Origin of the sequence: Glutamicibacter uratoxydans, assembly GCF_050753455.1 — a bacterium.
Lineage (GTDB): Bacteria > Actinomycetota > Actinomycetes > Actinomycetales > Micrococcaceae > Glutamicibacter > Glutamicibacter uratoxydans_A.
On sequence record NZ_CP192736.1, the window covers coordinates 669,098 to 688,758 of the forward strand.

Below are 19,661 nucleotides of genomic sequence, written 5' to 3' on the forward strand. Positions count from 1 at the left end.
CCTTTATTGAACCCATGATCTATCTAAGCGAATTGGTTTCTTAAAATATAGAACATAGGTTTGACAGTTTGGATAAATAAATGGGTAGCCACCTCGAACTCTTCGCGAGGTGCCTACCCATAAGGTGGTTGTTATTTCGTGTTTGAGATTCGGTGAATCCATGGAGGAATCCGAGGGTGACCGGCTGTGGTTCACCGCAGCATCTTCGGGTAACCATCACAGCGACTCGGCCATATCTGGACGGCTCTGGCCTCATCGGAAAAGATTAGTAACCAATACTTTGTCGCCGATTCTGGGTTTACCAAGTGCCGGAGAAGAACTATGCCTAGCTACAGCGACGGTTCAGCAGCAGAATGTCGGTATACACGCTGGTGGGCTGTGTTCAGAGCGAGTGCGACATGCCTGTCCAGGCAGTAGCTGTGACCATTACATCTTTTGTGCCATTAGATGGGCAACCTGATCTCATTGGCGAACCAGTCCTGCAATTGCGTCACCCAGGAGCCCCACAGGCCGGTGGCCATCAGAATTCCAAGAAGAATCAAGATGCCGCCGCCCACGCGCATGATCGATAGCTGGTGCCGACGCAGGAACTTCATGGCACCCATTCCGCGTCGCAACCCCACTGCGATGAAAAGGAATGGCAGCCCCAGCCCCATGCAATAGAAGAATGTCAGTAAGGCGCCCTTCGCAGGGTTGGGGTCAAGGCCGGTACTTATTGCCAACACTGCGGCAAGTGTGGGTCCGATACAAGGTGCCCAACCAAGCCCGAAGGTCACACCCAGTACCGGGGCACCCCACAAGCCAGCCGGTGGTTTGCGGCGCATCTTCGCGTCGCGTTGCATGAAAGAAAATCCACCCATGAACACAATGCCCATGAAAATCACCAGCACACCGAGAAGCTGAGTGACCCAGGCACCTTCGAACCGCATCCATGCGGCGATTTGAGAAAAGACCACTCCGGCGAGCACGAAGACGGCAGTGAATCCGAGGATGAACAGAGCAATACCCGCGACCATGCGGCCACGTTTCTGCTCGACGAGATCAGCACCAGATAGCCCAGTCACGTAGCCAAGATAACCCGGAACCAAAGGAAGAACGCACGGCGACAGAAACGAGACGAGGCCGGCAAGGACGGCCACGGGAACCGCAAGCAGCAAGGATCCATCTTGGATAACCTCAGCAAAAGGGTTGCCCTGGACCGAAATTGCCAAGGTGGTGGTGAGCGGCAAATTCATCACAGCGACTCCTGAAGGGAGGTATCTATCAGGGCCTTAAGCGTGGCCTTTTCGGCCGCTCCAAGGACACGTGACGCGACCCGTCCCTGTTTGTCGAGCACCAGCGTGGTGGGCACTGCCTGCAATGGGACATATTGGGTCATAGCCAGCCGGATTTCACCTTGGGTGTCTTGCACCGATGGGTATGAGATCCCGAAAGTGCGCTCGAAGGCTTGTGCAGCTTCTTTCTCGTCACGGATATTGATGCCGATAAATTCGGCCTTCACTTTAACTAAGGCAGCAAGCATGCCGGCGCGCAAGAAGGTACGCCGTCCCAAGCGCTGTGCTTGGGACTCGCTGAGGGTTTTCATGTTGTCAGACTCCTGAGAGGTTTGCAGAGACGGTTTGTGAGATCGGCGCCGGTTTATACATGGTTGTAGAACTGGATTTATGCACATGCCCATGGTTTCGTGAGCTACTTGACGTAGGAGAATACTCCCATCATGCCGCGTTCCGCATGATAAGCATTGTGGCAATGTGTGAGCCATTGGCCCGGGTTATCGGCATTAAATTGGACGGTGACAGTTTCCCGTGGACGGACAATCACCGTGTCCTTTCGTGCCCCGGACTGCCCGATTTGGAAGGTATGGCCGTGGATGTGCATCGGGTGCCACATGTCGGTGTCGTTGATGAATTTCACTTCCACGCGCTGTCCTTCTTTCAGATCAAAGGTATGCTCAAATGGCTTGGCCATGTCGAAACGATGGCCGTTGATGCCCCAGTCGTAGTCCTCCATTCCGCCGGTCAACCGCAGCTCGTGGACTTGGTCCGGCATCTTGACCGCAAGATTCACGGAAGGGTCGGCGGTGAGCTGTCCACCGTCAACGATCTCTCCGGTCAAGACCGTCGGGAGATCACCCCTTCTTGGGGCCGTCCCTGTCCCGGTTGCAATGAGACCGTAGGCCATTTGGGCTTTCCCTTCGGCCAAGGCCAACAACGGTGTGAAACCATCTTGGATCGTCAAAAGCGCGTCGATGCGCTCTCCCATGCCCAAGACGACGGCGTCAACCTCAGCGTGAACGACCGGGAATCCATCGGTATGGGTCACGATAAGTTTCTGTTTCGGAACTCCGACCCGGTAGGCAGTGTCGCCCGCGGCGTTGATAATACGCAATCGAACTCGATCCCCGGGTTGTGCCATAAAAACCTCGGGTTTTTCGATGGTGGTGCCGTTGAACAAGTGCAACGGATAGGCCACGTCACCGGCATCTCCGCCCAAAAAATCGCTGGTTGCACCCATGAGCATATGGCCCATCACCATGCCGCCGTCTTCGCTACCGTGGCTCATTCCACTCATCGGAGCCATTCCCTTAGCGAGCTCCTTCATCGCTTCATCAGGCGTTCCGGTGACACCATCAAGCCAGTCATCCAAGACGATCACCCACTCCTTGTCGTACTGCAATGGTTCTTGCGGATCATCAATGATCAGAGCGCCATAGAGGGCGCGTTCGCGCTGCATCTCGACGTGGGAGTGATACCAATACGTGCCGGGATGTGCCAACTTGAAGTCATAGGAATAACTGGTCGCGGTCTCCACTGCCTCCTGTGTGAGTCCAGGCACGCCGTCGGCGTTGTTGCGTAAGGCAAGACCGTGCCAGTGGATGCTGGTGGATTCAGGAAGCTCATTGGTGAGATTCAGATTGAGCTGGTCACCGACCATGCCACGTAGTGTGGGGGCGACCAGCTTCTTGTCGTATCCCCATGTAGTGATCTTCTCTCCGGCCATTGCCGTGCTTATCGACTCTGCCTTCAGCGTTTTCGTGACCGTCTTTCCGGTACTGGGGCGCAGGTTTTCGACTTCTGCGATGAGCGGGTCGGTGGGCAGGACTCGGGACACCCCGGTGGAGTTCTGGGCCTTGGGTGCGCAGGCGCTTAGGGCAGCAGCTGCGGTCGTGGCAATGGACAGTCCAAGGAAGGAACGTCGGTTGAATTGGTAAGTCATGAAGCAGTCCTTTATGAAGTGTGAGTCTTGGGGGAGCATAGGAAAATAGAGGATGGCGGCCAGCTCGTGGCACGCAGTCAATCCAACGGATTACGGTTTTTACGCAGCCTCATGCCGCTTTGGCGGTCCGCCGTGTCTGCAATGCCGCTGGCCGCCGTCTGGTATTTCGACTCCTAGCTCTCTGATCTTGGAGGAACACGGTGCCTAAGAGCTAACCTGCGGTGATTAGAAATCGTGACCGATGTTCGGCGGGTCGTTGATCCGGCCGAAGCCTACATTTCCGGTTACTGAAGATAGCGGTGGTAGATACTGGTTGCCATTCCATCCTTGGAGAATCGCTGCTCGACGCATGTCCAACCGTGCTTCTCATAGAATTTACCTGCCCCGTTGGCACCGGCCGCGGTGGCGAGCTCGGCCAACCTGGCATGGTCCGCTGTTGCACGTTTAAGGAATGCGTCCATCAGAAAGACGCCTATTCCTTCACCACGCCGATCTGGCAACACCACAAGTGATGTAATGACAGCAGGCGACGGTATCACTCTGTCGCTGGATACCGGGCTAGCGGTGCGTCCTAGCAGACGACGGGCGTAGGGACGTGCGCGGGTGCCCAGAAAATGAAGAAGTACACGTGGCCGGATGGAGAGCGCCGCGAGACCCGAGAGGAGAAGTCCCCACTTCTGGTTGGCAAGTACGTCAGCGATGTGGCGGACTTGGTTGGTCGAGCCAATTAGGAAGCCTAATGGCTGTTCATCGTCACTCACGGCGACAAGGGCAATCCCGAATCGTTCGGTGAGGAACGTTTTCATCCAACGACGTACGAAGTGGTTTCCTAAGTGGGGGAATAATCCATCTGGAAGGTAGCGGATCATGTCCGAGGCCATCCTGCTCAGGTCTTGTTCTGTGGCATCTCTGATGACGACAGGTGAGCCGGTGCCGGGATTCTTTGAGGTTATTCGGCTCATGGGGTTTTCTCGGTGAAAGTCGCTCCGTCGTCCGTGGAGTGTGAGATACCCGTACTGGTGGCCACCCAGATCCGCACGTGTCCGCCATCGTCGCCGGTGGCGGCAATGGCAGCCGGTTGCCCGGTGACGACTCCAGCAGTCTCTTGCCAAGTGCGTCCGGCATCGCGGCTGAGCTGCACCGCACCATCCGGTTCCACTCCGACGGCGACCGATTTGCTGGCAAAAGCGGTCAGCAGCAGGACCGGAGCGTCTTGGGATAAGGTCCAGGTTTTCCCGCCATCTTCAGAACGGTGTACTCCTTGTTCGGTGGTGGCCAGCACGACTTGGGACAGCGGGCTTCCGGCGAGATGATAGGGCTGGATGCCGGCATCTATGGTGTTCCATGTGACCGTGTCATCGGTCACCCGCAGTGTGCCGTCAAAACCGATGACGCTCTCGCCGGTGACGGCCAAGGCGTGGAAATCGGATTTGCCTTGAAGAGAGAGCGGTTCCCACGTGGACCCGCCATCAGTTGATCGGATCAAACCCGCTGGGTCGGGCAGACCGGTCTCAGTCGACGGGTGCCCGGAAGCATAATACTCGTCTTTTCCGGCGGTGGCGAATCCCATCAGGTCAATGGTGGGCCCGATTTTCTGCGGTGCGTCAGCTGTGGCATCGAAGAGTCCCTCATGGGTGGCCAAAAGGATGCGCCCGGAATCCGGGTCAACGCTCATGCCGTGGACGTGGCTGAAGACTGCGACGCTGGCAGCTTCTTGCGCAGCGGGTCCTTCGCTGGTTGACTGCGTGCAGCCCGTGAGTAGGACCATAGAGAGCGCGGCGACGGACAAGACTGCGCGTTTTTGAGCGCGCAAAAGTGAGTTCTGTGTAAGCATGGTGGTTCCTTGAATCAATCAGAAGTGCTGCTCAGATGGGTCAGGGGAGGCGGCACCCTAGGCAGCAGCGGCAACGTGGAGTCTTTAGAGGTCGGCTAGCAGGGTCTTCATGGCCTGAATTTCGGTTCCCTGGCTGGAGGCAACATCCTTAGCCAGCTCGACGGCTGCAGGATTCGATCCGTTGGCGACTTCGTCCTCAGCCATAGTGATGGCCCCCTCATGGTGGGCGATCATTTGGGTCAGGAACAACCGCGAAGCTTCGGTGCCCTGGGTGGCCTCGAGGTTGGAAAGGTCCTCCGGGGTCATCATCCCGTCCATCTCATGGCTTCCGGACATCTTCATAGGCTCGCCCCAGGTCTGGAGCCAGTCGTTCATTTTCTTGATTTCCGGCCCCTGGGCGGCTTTGATGTCCTGGGCAAGCTCGGTAACCCGGGGATCCAGGTTTTTCTTGGCCAGCATGATGTCGCTCATCTGGACAGCCTGTTCGTGATGAGGCGTCATCATCTGCGCGAACATGGCATCGGCACTATTGTGGTCGGCTGCAGCATCGGAGGCCGACGTCGGCATGCTGCCATGATCCATGCCGGACATAGTGCTTTCAGGTTCGGTGGTGCCAGCGTCCGTGGAACATCCGGACAGGACGAGTGCTGCTGCAAGAGCGGTTGCCGAAATGGAAGTCAGGCGTTTCATGTGGGTATTCCTTCAAAGTGTTCTCAAACGGGGTATCCATCAATACCCGGCCAAGACGGCACACAAGGGTGCGCACGAATAGCCGGAGCTCTCCCCGGTATGGGGAAAGCTGCCGGCGTTTTTATGTGCGACTGATAGAGAGTTCGATGAGTGAGGGAGTCCACGGCAACCGGTTTGCCGGTGCAGGCATGACTGGCGGGGCGCGCAGCCCCTTGCCAGGAATAATGAACCAACATTTAGGAAGAAACCACAAGACGGCCAGGACAATGACCATGAGTACGCACATGGCAGCCATGAGATGATGCTCGCCATTGCATGGCCCGTAGCAGGTACTATCTGCCTCGCCACCGACCGTCCCATCTGTGGCCATTACGGGTGGACCGTGATCGTGGGAGACCGCTTGGTGCGCAGAGGTCGCGCTCAGACCAGCAGTATCTGGCGCTTGGTGGGACGCTCCTAAGACATGCATCCCCAAGATTCCGAGGATGATTCCGGCCAAACCCAGCATAAGAATAACCGGGCGGCGGCCAGCAGGATTGCCCGGCGCAGGGACAAGCAGAGACAGGAAACGACGAGGCGTCATAACCTGATTCATCGCATCCTGCCTTTCCACCAGAGTGAAGGTTTTCATCTCAAGGGTACTGGCGCATCCTGTGCCCGGCAAAAGAAAGCGCTTGAAACTGGTCTAGTGTGATTAATGTATGGTGTCTGGATCGAGATTGATGCGTCGCAGCAATTGGGCGTTGAGCGCGACCACGATGGTGGACAGGGACATCAGGATCGCTGCGATGGCCGGAGAGATCGACACCCCAGCAAACGCCAGTGCTCCGGCAGCCAGCGGGACCGCAATCACGTTATAGCCGGTGGCCCACGCCAGGTTCTGGATCATCTTGCGGTAGCTGGCTCTGGATAGTTCCAGCATAGACATCACCGCCCGCGGGTCGTTGCCGGCCAAGACGACCCCCGCCGATTCTATTGCCACATCGGTGCCGGCACCGATGGCAATGCCAACCTCGGCCCGAGCCAGTGCTGGGGAGTCGTTGACCCCGTCCCCGACCATGGCCACTTTCAGGCCGCGGGCCTGCAGCTCGGCAACCTTCTTATCCTTGTCCTGGGGCAGGACTTGGGCGAAGACCTCGTCGATGCCCAGCTTTCCAGCCACTGCTTCGGCGACCTGCTGCGCATCACCGGTGATCATCGCGACTTTGAGGCCCCGGGACTGCAACGCGGCAACGGCCTGGCGGGAATCGGCGCGGATCTCATCTTCCAAACTCAGGGCACCAATCACTTGCCCAGCACGAACCACGTGGAGTACGGAGGCGCCTCGCTCTACCCAAGGCTGAGTCTGCTCCTGCAGTTCTCGCGGGATCGTCAGGGCTTGGGAGTCAAGCAAGTTAGGTCCGCCGATCATGATGTCGGCTCCATCGACGCTGGCGGTCACGCCACGCCCGGTCAGCGAGGTAAATTCGGTAGCAGTCGGAATCCGGATGTCTCGGGCCCGGGCCGCTGCGACGATAGCCCGGGCCGAGGGATGTTCGCTGTCCGCCTCAACTGCGGCCGCCAGTGCCAGCAAGTCGTTATCGCTGAGACCAGGGGCTGTGGCAATGCCGGTCAGACCAGGCTGGCCCAGAGTTAGAGTGCCGGTTTTGTCGAAGAGGACCACATCGATGGTGCGCATCCGTTCCAAGGCCATGCGGTTCTTGATCAGCACTCCAGCCCGTGCCGCCCGTTCGGTGGAGATCGCGATGACCAGTGGAATGGCAAGGCCCAGTGCGTGCGGGCAGGCGATGACCAGAACGGTGACGGTGCGGATAACCGCCTCGTTGGGACTGCCCAGGAGCACCCAGGTGAGGAAGGTGATGATGCCGGCGCCCAGAGCGAAGTAGAACAGAAAAGCCGCTGCACGGTCCGCTAGCGCTTGGGCTTTCGAGGAGGAGGCCTGGGCCTCAGAGACCAGACGCTGGATTCCGGCTAGAGCGGTATCTGACCCGACGGCTGCCACCTTGATGCGCAGGGAGCTGTCCGTGGCCACAGTGCCGGCCACTACGCTGTCTCCGGGACCTCGCGGTACGGTCTTGGATTCGCCGGTGATCATCGATTCGTCCAGTTCCGCTTGGCCTTCGGTGATTTCCCCGTCAGCAGGCAGCCGGCTACCGGAGCGGACCAGTACGATATCGCCGACGGATAGATCGCTGATTCGTACTGTGTCCGTGCCCTCTGCGGTGACGCGTTCGGCTTCATCAGGTAGCAGTTCTGCCAGAGCATCTAGTGCGCCGCGCGCCGAGCCTAGGGCGCGCATCTCGATCCAGTGGCCCAGAAGCATGATCACTACCAGCAGGGCCAGTTCCCACCAGAAGTCGAGGTTGAAGTTGCCGATGCCTAGCGTGGTGATCCACGAGGAGAGAAAGGCGATAGTGATCGCCAGCGTGATCAGCAGCATCATTCCAGGCTGCTTGCTGCGCAGTTCTTTCCAGCCGCCCTTCAGGAAGGGCAGTCCTCCGTAGAAGAAGATCACCGATCCGAGCACCGGAGCGATCCAGACGGCGCCGGGGAAGTCCGGGATCTGATAGCCGAAGAGGTGGGCGAACATCGGGCTGAAAATTACCACCGGGATTGAGAGTGCCAGGCTCAGCCAGAACTTATTCTTGAACATCGCGGTACTGTGTCCTGCGTGCTCGCCGTGGCTGTGGACGGCGTGTTCATCGTCAACTGCCGAATGCGCATGGCCAGCCGGCATCGCCTGGCCATGAGTCGGCTGTTCAGACATCGGGTGTCCCGTGTGACTGTCTTTGGATGCGAGAGTGCGACCCCCGTGCCCAGGGGAGACTGAGTGGCCGTGTTCCCGGTTCTCCGGTGCGTGGTTCATGATGGCTTCCCTCCTGGACCCCCGAGGGCGGCCTCGAATTCTCGTCTGAATACGCCGGCCCTAACACTGGGGGCAACCGCCCGTTAAGTCCTGCGTAGGTTCAGAATATACCCCAAGGGGGTATAACTCGAGTTTTCTGGCTAGACTCATCTGTCCACTCGTGCCCAACAACAGACGCTTAGCCGATGGCCGCCAACAGCAGGGCACAAGCTTTTTCGCACCGGCGGCAAGCTTCAGCGCAGACCTGGCAATGCTCGTGCATGCCAGCATGCTTCTCGCATTCGGTGGCACACTGCTGGCAGGCTGTCCGGCAGGCTTCAAGCATTGCCTTGACTGCCGATGGGTTCTGGCCGGTTTGGCGGGTCAGAACGTTGACGGTGGCGTTGCAGATATCGGCGCAGTCGAGATTGGTCCGGATGCAGAGACGCAACTCGGCGACCATGTCTTCGGCCAAGCACGCGTCGGCACACGCGGTACAGCTCTGGGCGCATTCGAAACAGGCGGCGATACAGTCCACAAGCTTCTGAAGGTCCGGGTCATTGGGTTTGTTGGGGTGGGTTTTCAGCATGGAGATGATGTGACTCATTGATTTTGCTCCTTAGTCTCGATGGATACCGCGGACGCTACCACTTTGAGATCGTGAACTGAACCCTTTAAGCAACTTGCACAGTAGCGCAACAAACACGACCCCGCATGAGCGTCGGATACACAAATTTCAGCGATGGTGCATAGCCGTTTCCTTACCGTTAATGCAGCATCGTTTCCAAGAGTGAGTATGTCTGCTGCCGGGGTATCGGAAAGGTTATGGATCGAGTCCACGAGCAGTACCACCGGTCAGCTTAAGCACCGCCAAGAACCGTAAATCTTGGTGCTGAGGAAGAAGAAATTTGCAACTATATAGCTTCTCGGGTCCAGGGCACGGTGTTCCGAAAGCCATTCGTAATACGAGGTATCAGAAGGACCTTCGCCTTACCTTGTTCCTAGTGAACCGAATCTGAATTCCCAGCGCTTAATAAAGGACAAGCTGCTACGGCAACTGACGAACCTTAGCGTCGCGTCATTCACTTATTCACAAGCGGCGCTTTTATGGCCAGCAAAGAGAAGCGAACCAGAAGCGTCCTCGATGAACTCAGCGCTCTGACCGATCTTCTATGGCAATGCGCAGAGCTGCGTAACGCGCATTTGACGCTGCAACGGCGTCCATCCAGCGAATGGCAGTGCTAGCGCTGGTGCCGGTTAGCCGAGCGATGAAGGTGGGCGGTAATTCTTGGGCCAGCATCGACATGGCACTGGTACGACCAGTTGATGTGGAAACTCCGATGCGCCTCAGCCGCTTGGCTAGCGTCGTGGCAGTAATGGTGGTTGGGTCCCCGGAAAGTAGTCCAGTGACTATGTGAGTACTCGTGTCCGACAATGGACACAGGAGGAATCACAGAAAAATGGCACGCAGACACACACCAGACCAGGTCATCGCTAAAGTCCGCCAAGGACAGAAGATGCTCAATGAAGGCCACCCGATGATCGAGGTCATCAAGGAACTGCAGATCACTGAAGCTACTTGGTACCGCTGGATCAACCAGTACGGGTCCGAGAAAAACGCTGAAGCCAGCAAACGCACCAAAGAGCTAGAGAAGGAAAACGCCCGCCTCAAGAAGCTGCTCGCCGATCAGATGCTCGCCAACGACATCCTTACTGAGGTTGCCAAGGGAAAATTCTAAGCCCCGAACCACGCCGCCGTGCTGTACGGATGGCGATGGAAAAATTCGGGGCGTCCGAACGCTTCGCTTGCCAAGTTCTGGGCCAGAACCGCTCTGCACTACGTAAGAAAAAAACACCGATGAGCTTTGACGAAGCGCAGCTACGAGCCGACTTGAGGGCTGTCGCGTCTAAGCATCCAACGTGGGGATGGCGCAAAGCCCGCTGGCACTTGCTGGCCACCGAACGATGGAAAGACACTGCCTTGAACAGCAAGCGCATCCGACGATTATGGCGAGAAGAAGGCCTGGTCTGTAAGCCCAAGCGTCGAAAGAAGCGGCGCACCGGCCCAGACGCTGGGGAACAGAAGCGGTTGACCGCCGAGTACCCGATGCATGTACTGAGCTTTGATTTCCAGTCGGATGTCACCTCTTGTGGCCGTCATATCCGGTTCTTCAATGTCATTGATGAGTACACGCGGACCGCTTTGGCGATCATTCCCCGCAGGTCTTTCAAAGCTGCTGATGTGGTGGCTGTTTTGGAGGACATCATTGCTGAAACTGGGATCCAGCCAACGTTTGTGCGGTGTGATAACGGGCCTGAGTTCACTGCTGACGCGCTGGTGGAATGGTGCAATACTGTGGGGGTGTCCACTGCGTTTATCGATCCGGGCTCACCTTGGCAGAACGGTTTTATTGAGTCGTTCAATGCGCAGTTCCGGCGTGAACAGCTTTCCGGGGAAAATATGGACACTATGGTGGAAGCGAAGTATTTGGCTGATGAATGGAAAGACATTTACAATCATGAGCGTCCCCATGGGTCTTTGGATGGGTTGACGCCGTCCCGGTTTTGGGATGAATGGGTTAGAGAGAATCAGTTAGCTATCGCATAGCTGCTGGACTGCTTAAAGGGACCCAACCAATGGGGCAACCGGATATCGTGCCAGGCAGAAGCCAGTGTGTCTCTTCCGAAGTGGAAAATTGCCGACTCCCTACGTGTCAGGCTGGAGCTGAAATAACTGTCATCATGTGATCACCTTAGCGCCACCCACTAGATTTCCTTCGGGAACTGCTGTTCCATTCCCATAAGACGAACCTTCTGCGGGCAGTCGAAGGGCTATGCCTCGAGAATAACGCTGGTTTGGGTTCCTACGTATTCGAATCCTGCGCGGAGTGCCGTGCGAATCGAAGCGGTATTGTCCGTGCGGGCGCGCCACTGCGGAATGAGACCGCAGTTCATTGCTTGTTCCATTGCGATTGCAACAGCATTAGAACCGAACCCACTTTGCCGTTTGTCGGGTGCTGTGAGGACTCCGAGGTGAGCCAGTTTTCCTTCCCATATATCGTAACCGGCACCCGCCAGTGGTTGTGGCCCATTGTCGCAATCGCTGAGTAGGACAAAGGTACTCTCTATCTCGCTCAAGCCTACTTCCGCCGAATCGTCGGGCAGGCAGATGTTCTCCAGTGCAATAGCGTGCTCTTGCTGGCGGCTCGCTGTCGGTCGGAGACTTGGGGTCGGTGGTGCTGTGTCGCAGTAATACAGTTCCGCTTCGCCGAGAGCTTGGCCACCATATGGAGCGCTGATTTCCATCAGTTTCGCATGACTGGCAAGTTCGGCGTCTGTCAAGTTTTGTGCAGCTTCTTTCGCCCAGGAAGGGCCTACCAGAATCCCAGTTCCGAACAAGGAAACAAACATGAGCAGGGCACTATCGTCCTTTTCGCGATACACCCGATTGCCTTCGATTTCCAGAGCTTCCGGGGGGACACCAAGGATCTGTGCCCAAGCCAATTGAATACTTGTGATGGTGCTGGATTTTAGTTTCATCCAGAAAGACTAGCCGATTCGAGAAGTAAGGATTGCTTAACTAATTTCAAGGAAAGAATATGAATAATGAATCCGGCCAAATATCAATGAACCCCAATTTTAGTTTCCTAGCAGTCGACCTGAATTTGGGTGACATGCTCCTATAAGCCTCATGGTCAGCCAAGGATTTTTATATTCCCGTAAGACGGTCGGCTATCGGAACACACCGCGTTCTCACCTGGACGGTAGAAGTTTTATGGATTGACAGGAAAGCCGACCGTTCCGTTAGCCCCGTTCGGTGTAGGGACCGGTGACGGGGCGTGAAACGGGACGATCATGCCCCGCTACAGAATGCCGGACGATCGCACCGAAAACGATCGTTTCTGAGAACCTGAAAAGCGCATTCCGAGCATCAGTTCGAAGTGCGCTTTTTCAATGTTCTTGGATTCCCAAAACCTGGTTCCGAAAGTCGACCGGGCTTGAAGGGGCACGGAAGGTTTTTGGGATGTTTAGTGGTCTAACTCTTTAATTCTGCGGTAGAGGGTCGCTCGGGACATTCCCATATCTTTGGCGACTTGGGTGGCTGGATCGCCTGCCTGGATGAGCTTGGCTGCGGTTCGGATCTGGGATTCGGTGAAGGTAGGTCGGCGACCGCCGAGGTCCCCTCCGGCTGTGCGGCGTTTGGTCACAGAGTCGTTGATGCGTTCACGTTTGATCTCCAGCTCCATTTGCGCGAGTGCTGCCATGACAGTGAAGACCATGGCTCCCATGGGTGTCTTGGTATCTACATCGCCGCCGCCGAGGTTTAGCCCGGGTATTCCATGGCAACGGCAGTCATTAACTGACTTAAAAGAAGAAAAGGTGACCTGAACTGGAAAAATAGGAGTTGTTGAAGCTCTAAATCACCAGATCAAAGGATCACCTTTTCAGTGAACCATTCTACCCACATTTTCCCTGCCCTCCCGACCCAACGCACCAGCCAAGCCCTCGTCTCCCATGCTGGGTTGTCGGTGCTCACCAGCTTCCTGAACGCCCTGGACTTCCGCCAGCTTTGCGAAGACCGGTTCAGCCAGTTCGTGCCAGCCACCGCAACACACCGGCCAGGAAAGATCCTCGGAACATTGGCCTTGTCGTTGGCCGCCGGTGGCGAGCAGGCCGCTGATATCGACCAGCTACGTGTCGCTCCAGGGCTCTTCGGCCCGATAGCGTCCGATGCCACAGTCAGCAGGTTCATGGGCCGCATCAAGGACCAGCCAGAAGCTTTCGAGTATGGCTTCGCCACCATGACCCGCAGCCTGCGCTCCAAAGCTTGGGCTGCAGCCGGGTCACGGAATCCTGCCCGGCTGGCCACGTCAGCCAACCCGCTGATCATCGACATCGATGCCTCGCTAGTACACGTGCACTCCGACAAAGAGAACAGTGCCGGCACGTATAAAGGCGGGTACGGATTCTCACCCATGATCGCCATGGCCGACTACGGCAAGACGAATGGAACCGGCGAAGTGTTGGCCGTGCAGTTGCGTCCGGGAAACCGGGGCGCAAATTCCGCGAAATCCCATATTGAAGTCCTCAACCAGGCGTTGGCGCAGCTGCCTGATGATTTCTATGACGAGCACGGAAACCTGCATGGAGAGAAGATTCTGGTCCGCACCGATAGTGCCGGCTCGTCCCGAGAGTTCTTGCACCACCTGCAGTCGCTGGGGATTCAGTTCTCCACTTCGTATTCGTTGCCGGTGCTCAAGGAGCGGTTCATCCGGTGGATCGATGAGAAGAAGTACTGGGAACCGGCCCTGACCGCTGGCGGGGAGCAGCGTGATGATGCGTGGGTGATCGACGCGAGCAAGGTGATCGAGCTGAATGACTACCCACCAGGAACAAGGATTTATTTGCGGGCTGAGCCGTTGCATCCCGGGGCGAAAGCGACTTTGTTCGATACGGACGGGAACCGGGTGACCGCGTTCTTGACCAATAGCCCGCGGTTCAACGTGGCGTTCCTCGATGCCCGGCACCGGGCGCGTGGCCGGTGCGAGAACAGGATCAAAACGCTGAAGAGCACGGGGTTGGGCAAACTGCCTTATTGGTCTTTTACCGCGAACCAGGCATGGGCTGATCTGGCAATGTTCGCAGTGAATCTGGTGTCCTGGCTGCAGCTGGCGGTGTTGCCTGGTGGCCATGAGGCAGGCTGCTGGGATTTGAAGCGGTGGCGGTACCGGCTGTTTTCAATGGCCGGCAAAATTGTCTCTGGCGGCCGGCCACGCCGGCTGCTGATCCCCAAAAATGCGCCGGAAGCTCAGCTGCTATTCCAGCTTCAGCAGAATATTAGGTTGCTGTTCCAGCGGTGGCGGCACGGCGAGCTCGCTGCCTGAACTGGCGGTTGTCCTGTTATTTCTTTGGTTTCGAAAGGTCATTTCAGTCCAGGTTGGTGGAGCCTGGCACCCAGCGCTGGTGGTTCAGGCGCTCTTGGTCGTGCGCGCAACCGGAAACGGCCACCGGGAATCACTCTGTAATGGATTTCGGTGGCCGTGTAAGGCGTGATGAAACATCTGGGCTAGCTTGCAGATACGTGTATCAAAAACGACCGTTTTTGGCGTCCGTATAAGGCCCCTTCACCGGGCATTTTCTCGAGCGGGGTATATGGGAATCTGAAATCGTTGAAAACTCGGAGTTTCGAAAACTTAACCCGAATCCACCGATGTGTCTGCGGCTCAGCTCGTCTCTCGTGCGAGGCAGCATTGCTGAGTTCGGGGCACACCAGGACCTCAGGCCCCTCGTGTCCTGCCTGTTCCACTGGTGAGAGTTCGTTGCGCCCGGTGGGGCTGGGTGGTCATGAAAGTCTGATGCGCGGCGGTGACGTGGAATGCGTCAGTAGCACCGACCACTCGCTTGACCAGGGCCAACGCTCGGGCAGATGCAGGCGCAGCTTCCGTGCTGACCGGGCGATGCGTGCAGGCACACCAATAAGGGTGCGCCGGATCGTTGCGGTGACCGCGAGACGTAGTTTCCCGGCCGGGTCAGCGATCACGGCAGCAGCCCGGGTGAGATTGTGCGCGATGACCGCAAGCACCAGCCAGGCCGCGTTCGCCGCGTACTTCCCTGAAGGCAAATGTGCGAGCGCGCTTGCTTTCAAGTCCGCGTTGACTTGCTCGATGATCGCGTGCTGCCGATGCGTCTGGTCAACGGCGACGGTATCGAGCTCGTCAGGGTCGACAGTGGTGAAGAATGCGTGGAACCGCCACGTATCAAACAGTGCCGGCTGTTCCCGTAACGCTTTGGGCCCGAGCTCGGGGATGCGCCTCACGATCAGCCGTCCGGTGACCTGCTGACCCTTTTTCGAGATGAACGCGGTGTACGGAATCTCGGCGATCTCAGCGCGGGAGATCAAGCGACCGGTCTCTGCATCACGAGTAGCTCCGGGGTAGACGATCGGTGTCCATGCGTCATCAGCGATCGAGGCGATTGCCTGCCTGATCGAGGGGTTCATGCGCACGGTGACCGACACGTCAGCCCCAGCCTTCTTGGCGGCCGACACGACGGCGTGGGAGTAGTAGGCGGCATCGGCGCGCACCAACACGCGGTGCGCACCTGGTATGCGGCGAAGTTGCGCGAGCGCGTCCGCCACGATTCGTTTCGCGCCCCGAGCGGAACTCGTTGATCCTTTCCGGAGTCGCTGCGTGAGAATCACCGGCGCGCTCTTCCTCGTGGAAGCGGTCGCGAGGACCGCGTTCAGCCCACGCACCCCGGAATACCCAAACGATGCGCCCTGCTTCAGATGCCCTTCGACCTCGATGATCGTGTCGTCGATATCCACAAAGGTGTACTCATCGCCCACGGGCAGCAAGTTGGGGCTCTCGCTAGCGAGGCCCGTGAGGAACCGGGAAGCGACCGCGTCGAGCTGGCGTACATGCCCGAACTCGAACGAGCGGAGGAACGAGCCCAGCGTAGAGGGCGCGTACACGCGATCAAAGAGGCGACGTATGCCACCGTGTCGAAGGAGACGCATGTCCTCGATCGAGTCTGCTCCCGCAACCATGCCCGCGACCAAGGAGGAGACCTTCGCTCCCGCGTTCGCGCCTTTGTCGGTTGGGACGGTGAGATGTTTCCCAGCGAGATGCGTGAGGCCTGCCCGTTCGGCGAGGCGCATCACGGGCACCAAGCCCGCACTCGACACGAGGTTCGCGTCGTCGAATGCTGCTGACAGCGCCGCGGGGGTGTGGTTGAATTGCATCTGAGAGATGCCTCCTGGTTGGGGTGGAATAGCAGTTGTGGTAACCACTATTCTCCCAGGTCAGAGAGGCATTTCCCTTATCTCAACGGCTCGTTTCCGGCACGACCATCGGTGAATCCGGGTTTAGTTCTCCTTACCCAAGGAGGTCACTGACGAGTGCGTCGATGAGAGCCTTGATCTCGTCACGGATGGGCCGCACGGCGTCGAGGCCCTGATCTGCGGGGTCAGCGAGTTTCCAGTCCTCGTAGCGTTTACCGGGGAAGAATGGGCAGGCATCACCGCAGCCCATCGTGATCACCACATCCGAGGCTTGTACGGCTTCGGTGGTCAGGATCTTCGGCCGTTCCCCGGTGATGTCGATGCCGACTTCGCGCATGGCGTCGACCGCGACGGGGTTAATGTGCTCAGCAGGGACCGAGCCTGCTGAGCGGACGTCAATGCGGTCGCCTGCGAGGTCTCTGAGGAATCCTGCGGCGATCTGCGAGCGGCCCGCACGCCACCGCCACAGCGTCCCGCTTGAACTCAACCAAACCTTCAGCAGACCCCTCCTCTGTCGCCGAGCAGAGAGCACGAAAAGGCCCGAACCCGCGAGATTTCACGGATTTGGGCCTCTGACTAGACTTTTCGGCCGGAGTGCCGGAGAACTCAGGTTTCGCCTCGCTCGCCTGCGGCGGGCTCGCTCAACCTTGATACGCCCGGGACTCAACGCCACTGCGCGGCATTGAGTCCCGTCGTATCAAAAGTCCCAATATTAGTCACCACCCGCGTGATTCCGCGGATTATCGGTAGTTATGGAGTTGTCGTGCCCCCAGCGTGCCACTGTGAAATGGGCTTCGTGTCCACGTCGCAATTGCGGTCGCTGGCACACTTTCAAGGGTAGTCGCGCGTCGTCCCCCGGGCAACGAAAACTCACTCAGGCGACGCGGGAACTCTGAAAGCCATCGTCGTGTCCGACTTCTCGATGGCAAGGTCAAAATCTGCTTCAGTCATTGTTGCCAGCAGGCCTGTGGGGGCTCGCATCGACCCATCAGAAGCAGTTGGCAGATCGGTATTTGGTGTCTGCCACCAGTCCAGGAGTGCCTCTGCCGTCTCCGTAGAATCTCGTCTGGCAAGCCTGGGTGTCTCGCACTGAGGTAGAAAAAGAACAAGCTCGCGTCTCATCTAGAGAAGCGAGCCTGCCGTGTTACTTCAACAATACGTGGTGCATCCGGCAACATCAAGTAACGGAAACTACGCGGCAGCGGTGGGTTTTGGCCAGGCCGCAACGCCGCTGCAGCTGGTCAGCCGACATCGACGATGGCCATCATGCCAGCATCTTCATGATCAAGGATGTGGCAGTGGTATACGGTGCGCCCCGGGTGACGAGTGAAGTCGATGAGCACCCGCACTCGACCTTGGGCAGGAACATTGACGACGTCACGCCAAACCTGTTCGCTGACCGGTTGCCCGTCCGTCTCGATCACCTGCATCGGCCATACGTGTAAATGGAAGGGGTGATCCATGGGTGTGGGGTTCGTGATGAGCCACTCTTCCACGGCTCCCGCAGCAACGCGTTGGTCAACTCGGTCGATGTCGAAAGTACGACCGTCGAATCCGAGATCCATCATGCTCCCGCCACCGCGCATCATCGACCCCATTCCCATGGTGAAGGCAATCTCCCGCCGCCGCGCAACAGGCTGCTCGCGTAGATCCCGAAGAACCGGCGAGCGAACTGGCACCGTATCTGGCGTAGAAGTCTCTTGCCCGGAGACAGTGAGCGTGGCAATGGCCTCAGCTCCGGAGAGGTTTCGACCTCCCATCATTCCCATTCCCATTCCACCACGGTCGTAGCCCAGTGTCTGAAACTCACCACTACCGGCGCTCATGCTCACGAGAAGGTCGGCGCGATTACCGGGAGCCAGGAGCACGTCCCGCACTTCCCGGGGAGCCTGTTCTTGACCCCCGTCGATCCCCAGCAATTCCAGGCGCTGCCCAGGCAAGGCCAAACGTAGGTAACGGGAAGTGCACGCATTGATCACTCGCCAGCGTTCCCGCTCCCCAGGTCGTGCCGACATGTGTGGGCGGTGCTGCCCGTTGACCAATAGGAGGTCACCTTCACGGCCCATCATCACGTCCATGCCCGAGGCGGTCGCGATCTGTCCTCCAGCGGTGAGTGAAATGTCGGAGACGACGAGCACCCGCTCTCGACTGACCGGCATTTTTTCATCCTCGACAATAAGTGCACCGTACAAGCCACCGAATAGCTGGTCAGCGACTGAGCCATGCCGATGAGGGTGATACCAGCACACACCAGACGGGTGATCCTCTGGCAAGGTAAACCGGTAACCAAAACTCTGCCCAGGGTCTATAGAGAGGAAGGGGTTGTCACTATTCCCCGAGGGAGAAACCTGTAGCCCGTGGGTATGCAGGTTGGTTGGGGTGTCCAGTTCGTTACGCAACTGCACCTCGATGGTGTCTCCCGGTCGCACCCACCAGGTTCTCCCCGGCAATGTGCCCCCGTAGGTCAGGGCCTGTACCTGTCGTCCGGCGATGGTCACCTCTCGACGAGCGGCGACAAGATCCACCTGCAGCAAGCCACCGCTGCTGCGTAACACCTCTGGCTCAACCAGCAGATCACCATCAGCCACGCGCCCACCCCAGGGAAGACCAGTCCGAGAGAGACCGATCCCTCCAATAGCGACACCGAGCCCTCCCACAGCCCCGAGCTGGAGCGCCTGTCGACGGGTGATCGGTTTCATGCGTCAGGTGCTCCGTCGAGTCGTTGACGTCGCTCGTCGTACTCACTGGTGTCAATTTCTCCACGGGCATAGCGCTCATCAAGCAACTCGCGAGCCCCATTGGTCCCGATGCGATGAGGTGTCTGTCGAGGCCCACGTGCCGCGAAGGCTCGAACAAGAACCACGATCAGTATGACAATTCCCACCACGAGCAGGACGAGGAAGACCCAGCTCCAGCCCATACCCCACCAGCCCATGTGGTCCCCATTCGGCCCCATTTCCCTCACCTCCGGTGTGCTGTCTCCAAGACGGCGCGGCAACTGTTGAGATGATCTCGGCGAAACAGTAATTGTTCCAACAGTCATCGAGTCATTGGACTCAATTCTAGTCGAGACCCGGTTCACCGACCATGTGTAACTGCTGCGGGTGAATCAAGTACTGTGAAACTGACCGTGCGTCAGCCTCTGTTCGAGTTCTCGTATCGACACAGTGGCGCCCCCACGTCGAACGAATTCTCAGGTGGTACCCCAGGGAAGTATCGCCTCGACATGATTGAATAGCACGTAGGAGTCGAGTTGCGAAGTACCTGTCGGAGAGGTGATGGAATGCCAGTTC

16 protein-coding genes and 2 pseudogenes are annotated in these 19,661 nt (G+C 57.9%); 3 read left to right on the forward strand and 15 right to left on the reverse strand.

Going from position 1 to position 19,661, the window contains the following annotated elements:
* Positions 1–443: 443 nt before the first annotated feature.
* The 9 genes and pseudogenes from ACQQZ8_RS03205 to ACQQZ8_RS03245 all read right to left on the reverse strand — a co-directional run bounded on the left by ACQQZ8_RS03205 (position 444) and on the right by ACQQZ8_RS03245 (position 9,192).
* Entirely contained in the window at positions 444–1,235 is a 792-nt protein-coding gene (locus ACQQZ8_RS03205) for a cytochrome c biogenesis CcdA family protein (protein WP_431711269.1), read from the reverse strand.
* A pseudogene (locus ACQQZ8_RS03210) lies at positions 1,235–1,492 on the reverse strand (TlpA family protein disulfide reductase); the annotation flags it as partial. The pseudogene ACQQZ8_RS03210 and the gene ACQQZ8_RS03205, both read right to left, overlap by 1 nt.
* Before the next feature lie 197 nt (positions 1,493–1,689).
* A complete protein-coding gene (locus ACQQZ8_RS03215; RefSeq protein WP_188684282.1) occupies positions 1,690–3,216 on the reverse strand; it encodes a multicopper oxidase family protein in 1,527 nt (508 codons plus the stop codon).
* A 284-nt stretch (positions 3,217–3,500) separates the two neighbouring features.
* Positions 3,501–4,178 carry a GNAT family N-acetyltransferase gene (locus tag ACQQZ8_RS03220; RefSeq protein WP_431711270.1) on the reverse strand — a complete coding sequence of 226 codons (678 nt, stop codon included), beginning with the start codon at positions 4,176–4,178 and terminating at the stop codon, positions 3,501–3,503.
* Positions 4,175–5,050 (reverse strand): F510_1955 family glycosylhydrolase, encoded by an 876-nt coding sequence (locus ACQQZ8_RS03225; protein ID WP_431711271.1) that lies wholly within the window; start codon positions 5,048–5,050, stop codon positions 4,175–4,177. Before ACQQZ8_RS03225 ends, ACQQZ8_RS03220 begins: the two co-directional genes overlap by 4 nt.
* 84 nt (positions 5,051–5,134) lie before the next feature.
* Positions 5,135–5,740, reverse strand: coding sequence for a DUF305 domain-containing protein (locus tag ACQQZ8_RS03230; RefSeq protein ID WP_431711272.1), 606 nt, complete (start codon positions 5,738–5,740; stop codon positions 5,135–5,137).
* A 121-nt stretch (positions 5,741–5,861) separates the two neighbouring features.
* Positions 5,862–6,371, reverse strand: coding sequence for a DUF6153 family protein (locus ACQQZ8_RS03235; protein WP_431711273.1), 510 nt, complete (start codon positions 6,369–6,371; stop codon positions 5,862–5,864).
* Positions 6,372–6,434: 63 nt separating this feature from the next.
* Positions 6,435–8,507 (reverse strand): copper-translocating P-type ATPase, encoded by a 2,073-nt coding sequence (locus ACQQZ8_RS03240; RefSeq protein ID WP_431711274.1) that lies wholly within the window; start codon positions 8,505–8,507, stop codon positions 6,435–6,437.
* Positions 8,508–8,784: 277 nt separating this feature from the next.
* A complete protein-coding gene (locus ACQQZ8_RS03245) occupies positions 8,785–9,192 on the reverse strand; it encodes a four-helix bundle copper-binding protein (protein WP_431711275.1) in 408 nt (135 codons plus the stop codon).
* A gap of 625 nt (positions 9,193–9,817) precedes the next feature.
* Between ACQQZ8_RS03245 and ACQQZ8_RS03250 the strand changes: the two genes are divergently transcribed.
* Together ACQQZ8_RS03250 and ACQQZ8_RS03255 are read left to right on the forward strand one after the other, a co-directional pair.
* Positions 9,818–10,003 carry a hypothetical protein gene (locus tag ACQQZ8_RS03250; protein WP_431711276.1) on the forward strand — a complete coding sequence of 62 codons (186 nt, stop codon included), beginning with the start codon at positions 9,818–9,820 and terminating at the stop codon, positions 10,001–10,003.
* A 42-nt stretch (positions 10,004–10,045) separates the two neighbouring features.
* A protein-coding gene (locus ACQQZ8_RS03255; RefSeq protein ID WP_431711163.1) for an IS3 family transposase occupies positions 10,046–11,193 on the forward strand; the annotation gives its coding sequence in 2 pieces (ribosomal slippage) (positions 10,046–10,319 and positions 10,319–11,193; 1,149 coding nt in all).
* Positions 11,194–11,417: 224 nt separating this feature from the next.
* On the opposite strand, the gene ACQQZ8_RS03260 is transcribed toward ACQQZ8_RS03255, so the two are convergent.
* Positions 11,418–12,125, reverse strand: coding sequence for a GNAT family N-acetyltransferase (locus ACQQZ8_RS03260; protein WP_431711277.1), 708 nt, complete (start codon positions 12,123–12,125; stop codon positions 11,418–11,420).
* Between the two features lie 488 nt (positions 12,126–12,613).
* A pseudogene (locus tag ACQQZ8_RS03265) lies at positions 12,614–12,925 on the reverse strand (helix-turn-helix domain-containing protein); the annotation flags it as partial.
* 108 nt (positions 12,926–13,033) lie between these two features.
* On the opposite strand from ACQQZ8_RS03265, the gene ACQQZ8_RS03270 reads away from it, so the two are divergent.
* On the forward strand, positions 13,034–14,470 hold the full coding sequence (locus tag ACQQZ8_RS03270; protein ID WP_431711278.1) for an IS1380 family transposase: 1,437 nt from the start codon (positions 13,034–13,036) through the stop codon (positions 14,468–14,470).
* Positions 14,471–14,928: 458 nt separating this feature from the next.
* Here ACQQZ8_RS03270 and ACQQZ8_RS03275 read toward each other — a convergent pair whose 3' ends face one another.
* From ACQQZ8_RS03275 to ACQQZ8_RS03290, 4 genes are all read right to left on the reverse strand, one after another.
* Positions 14,929–16,329, reverse strand: coding sequence for an IS1380 family transposase (locus tag ACQQZ8_RS03275; protein WP_270106564.1), 1,401 nt, complete (start codon positions 16,327–16,329; stop codon positions 14,929–14,931).
* A gap of 133 nt (positions 16,330–16,462) precedes the next feature.
* The gene (locus ACQQZ8_RS03280; protein ID WP_270106563.1) at positions 16,463–16,855 is read right to left on the reverse strand and encodes an arsenate reductase ArsC; all 393 of its coding nucleotides are present in this window, start codon (positions 16,853–16,855) and stop codon (positions 16,463–16,465) included.
* Positions 16,856–17,609: 754 nt separating this feature from the next.
* Positions 17,610–19,067 carry a multicopper oxidase family protein gene (locus ACQQZ8_RS03285; RefSeq protein WP_431711279.1) on the reverse strand — a complete coding sequence of 486 codons (1,458 nt, stop codon included), beginning with the start codon at positions 19,065–19,067 and terminating at the stop codon, positions 17,610–17,612.
* Entirely contained in the window at positions 19,064–19,324 is a 261-nt protein-coding gene (locus ACQQZ8_RS03290; RefSeq protein WP_270107486.1) for an SHOCT domain-containing protein, read from the reverse strand. Before ACQQZ8_RS03290 ends, ACQQZ8_RS03285 begins: the two co-directional genes overlap by 4 nt.
* Between the last annotated feature and the right edge of the window lie 337 nt (positions 19,325–19,661).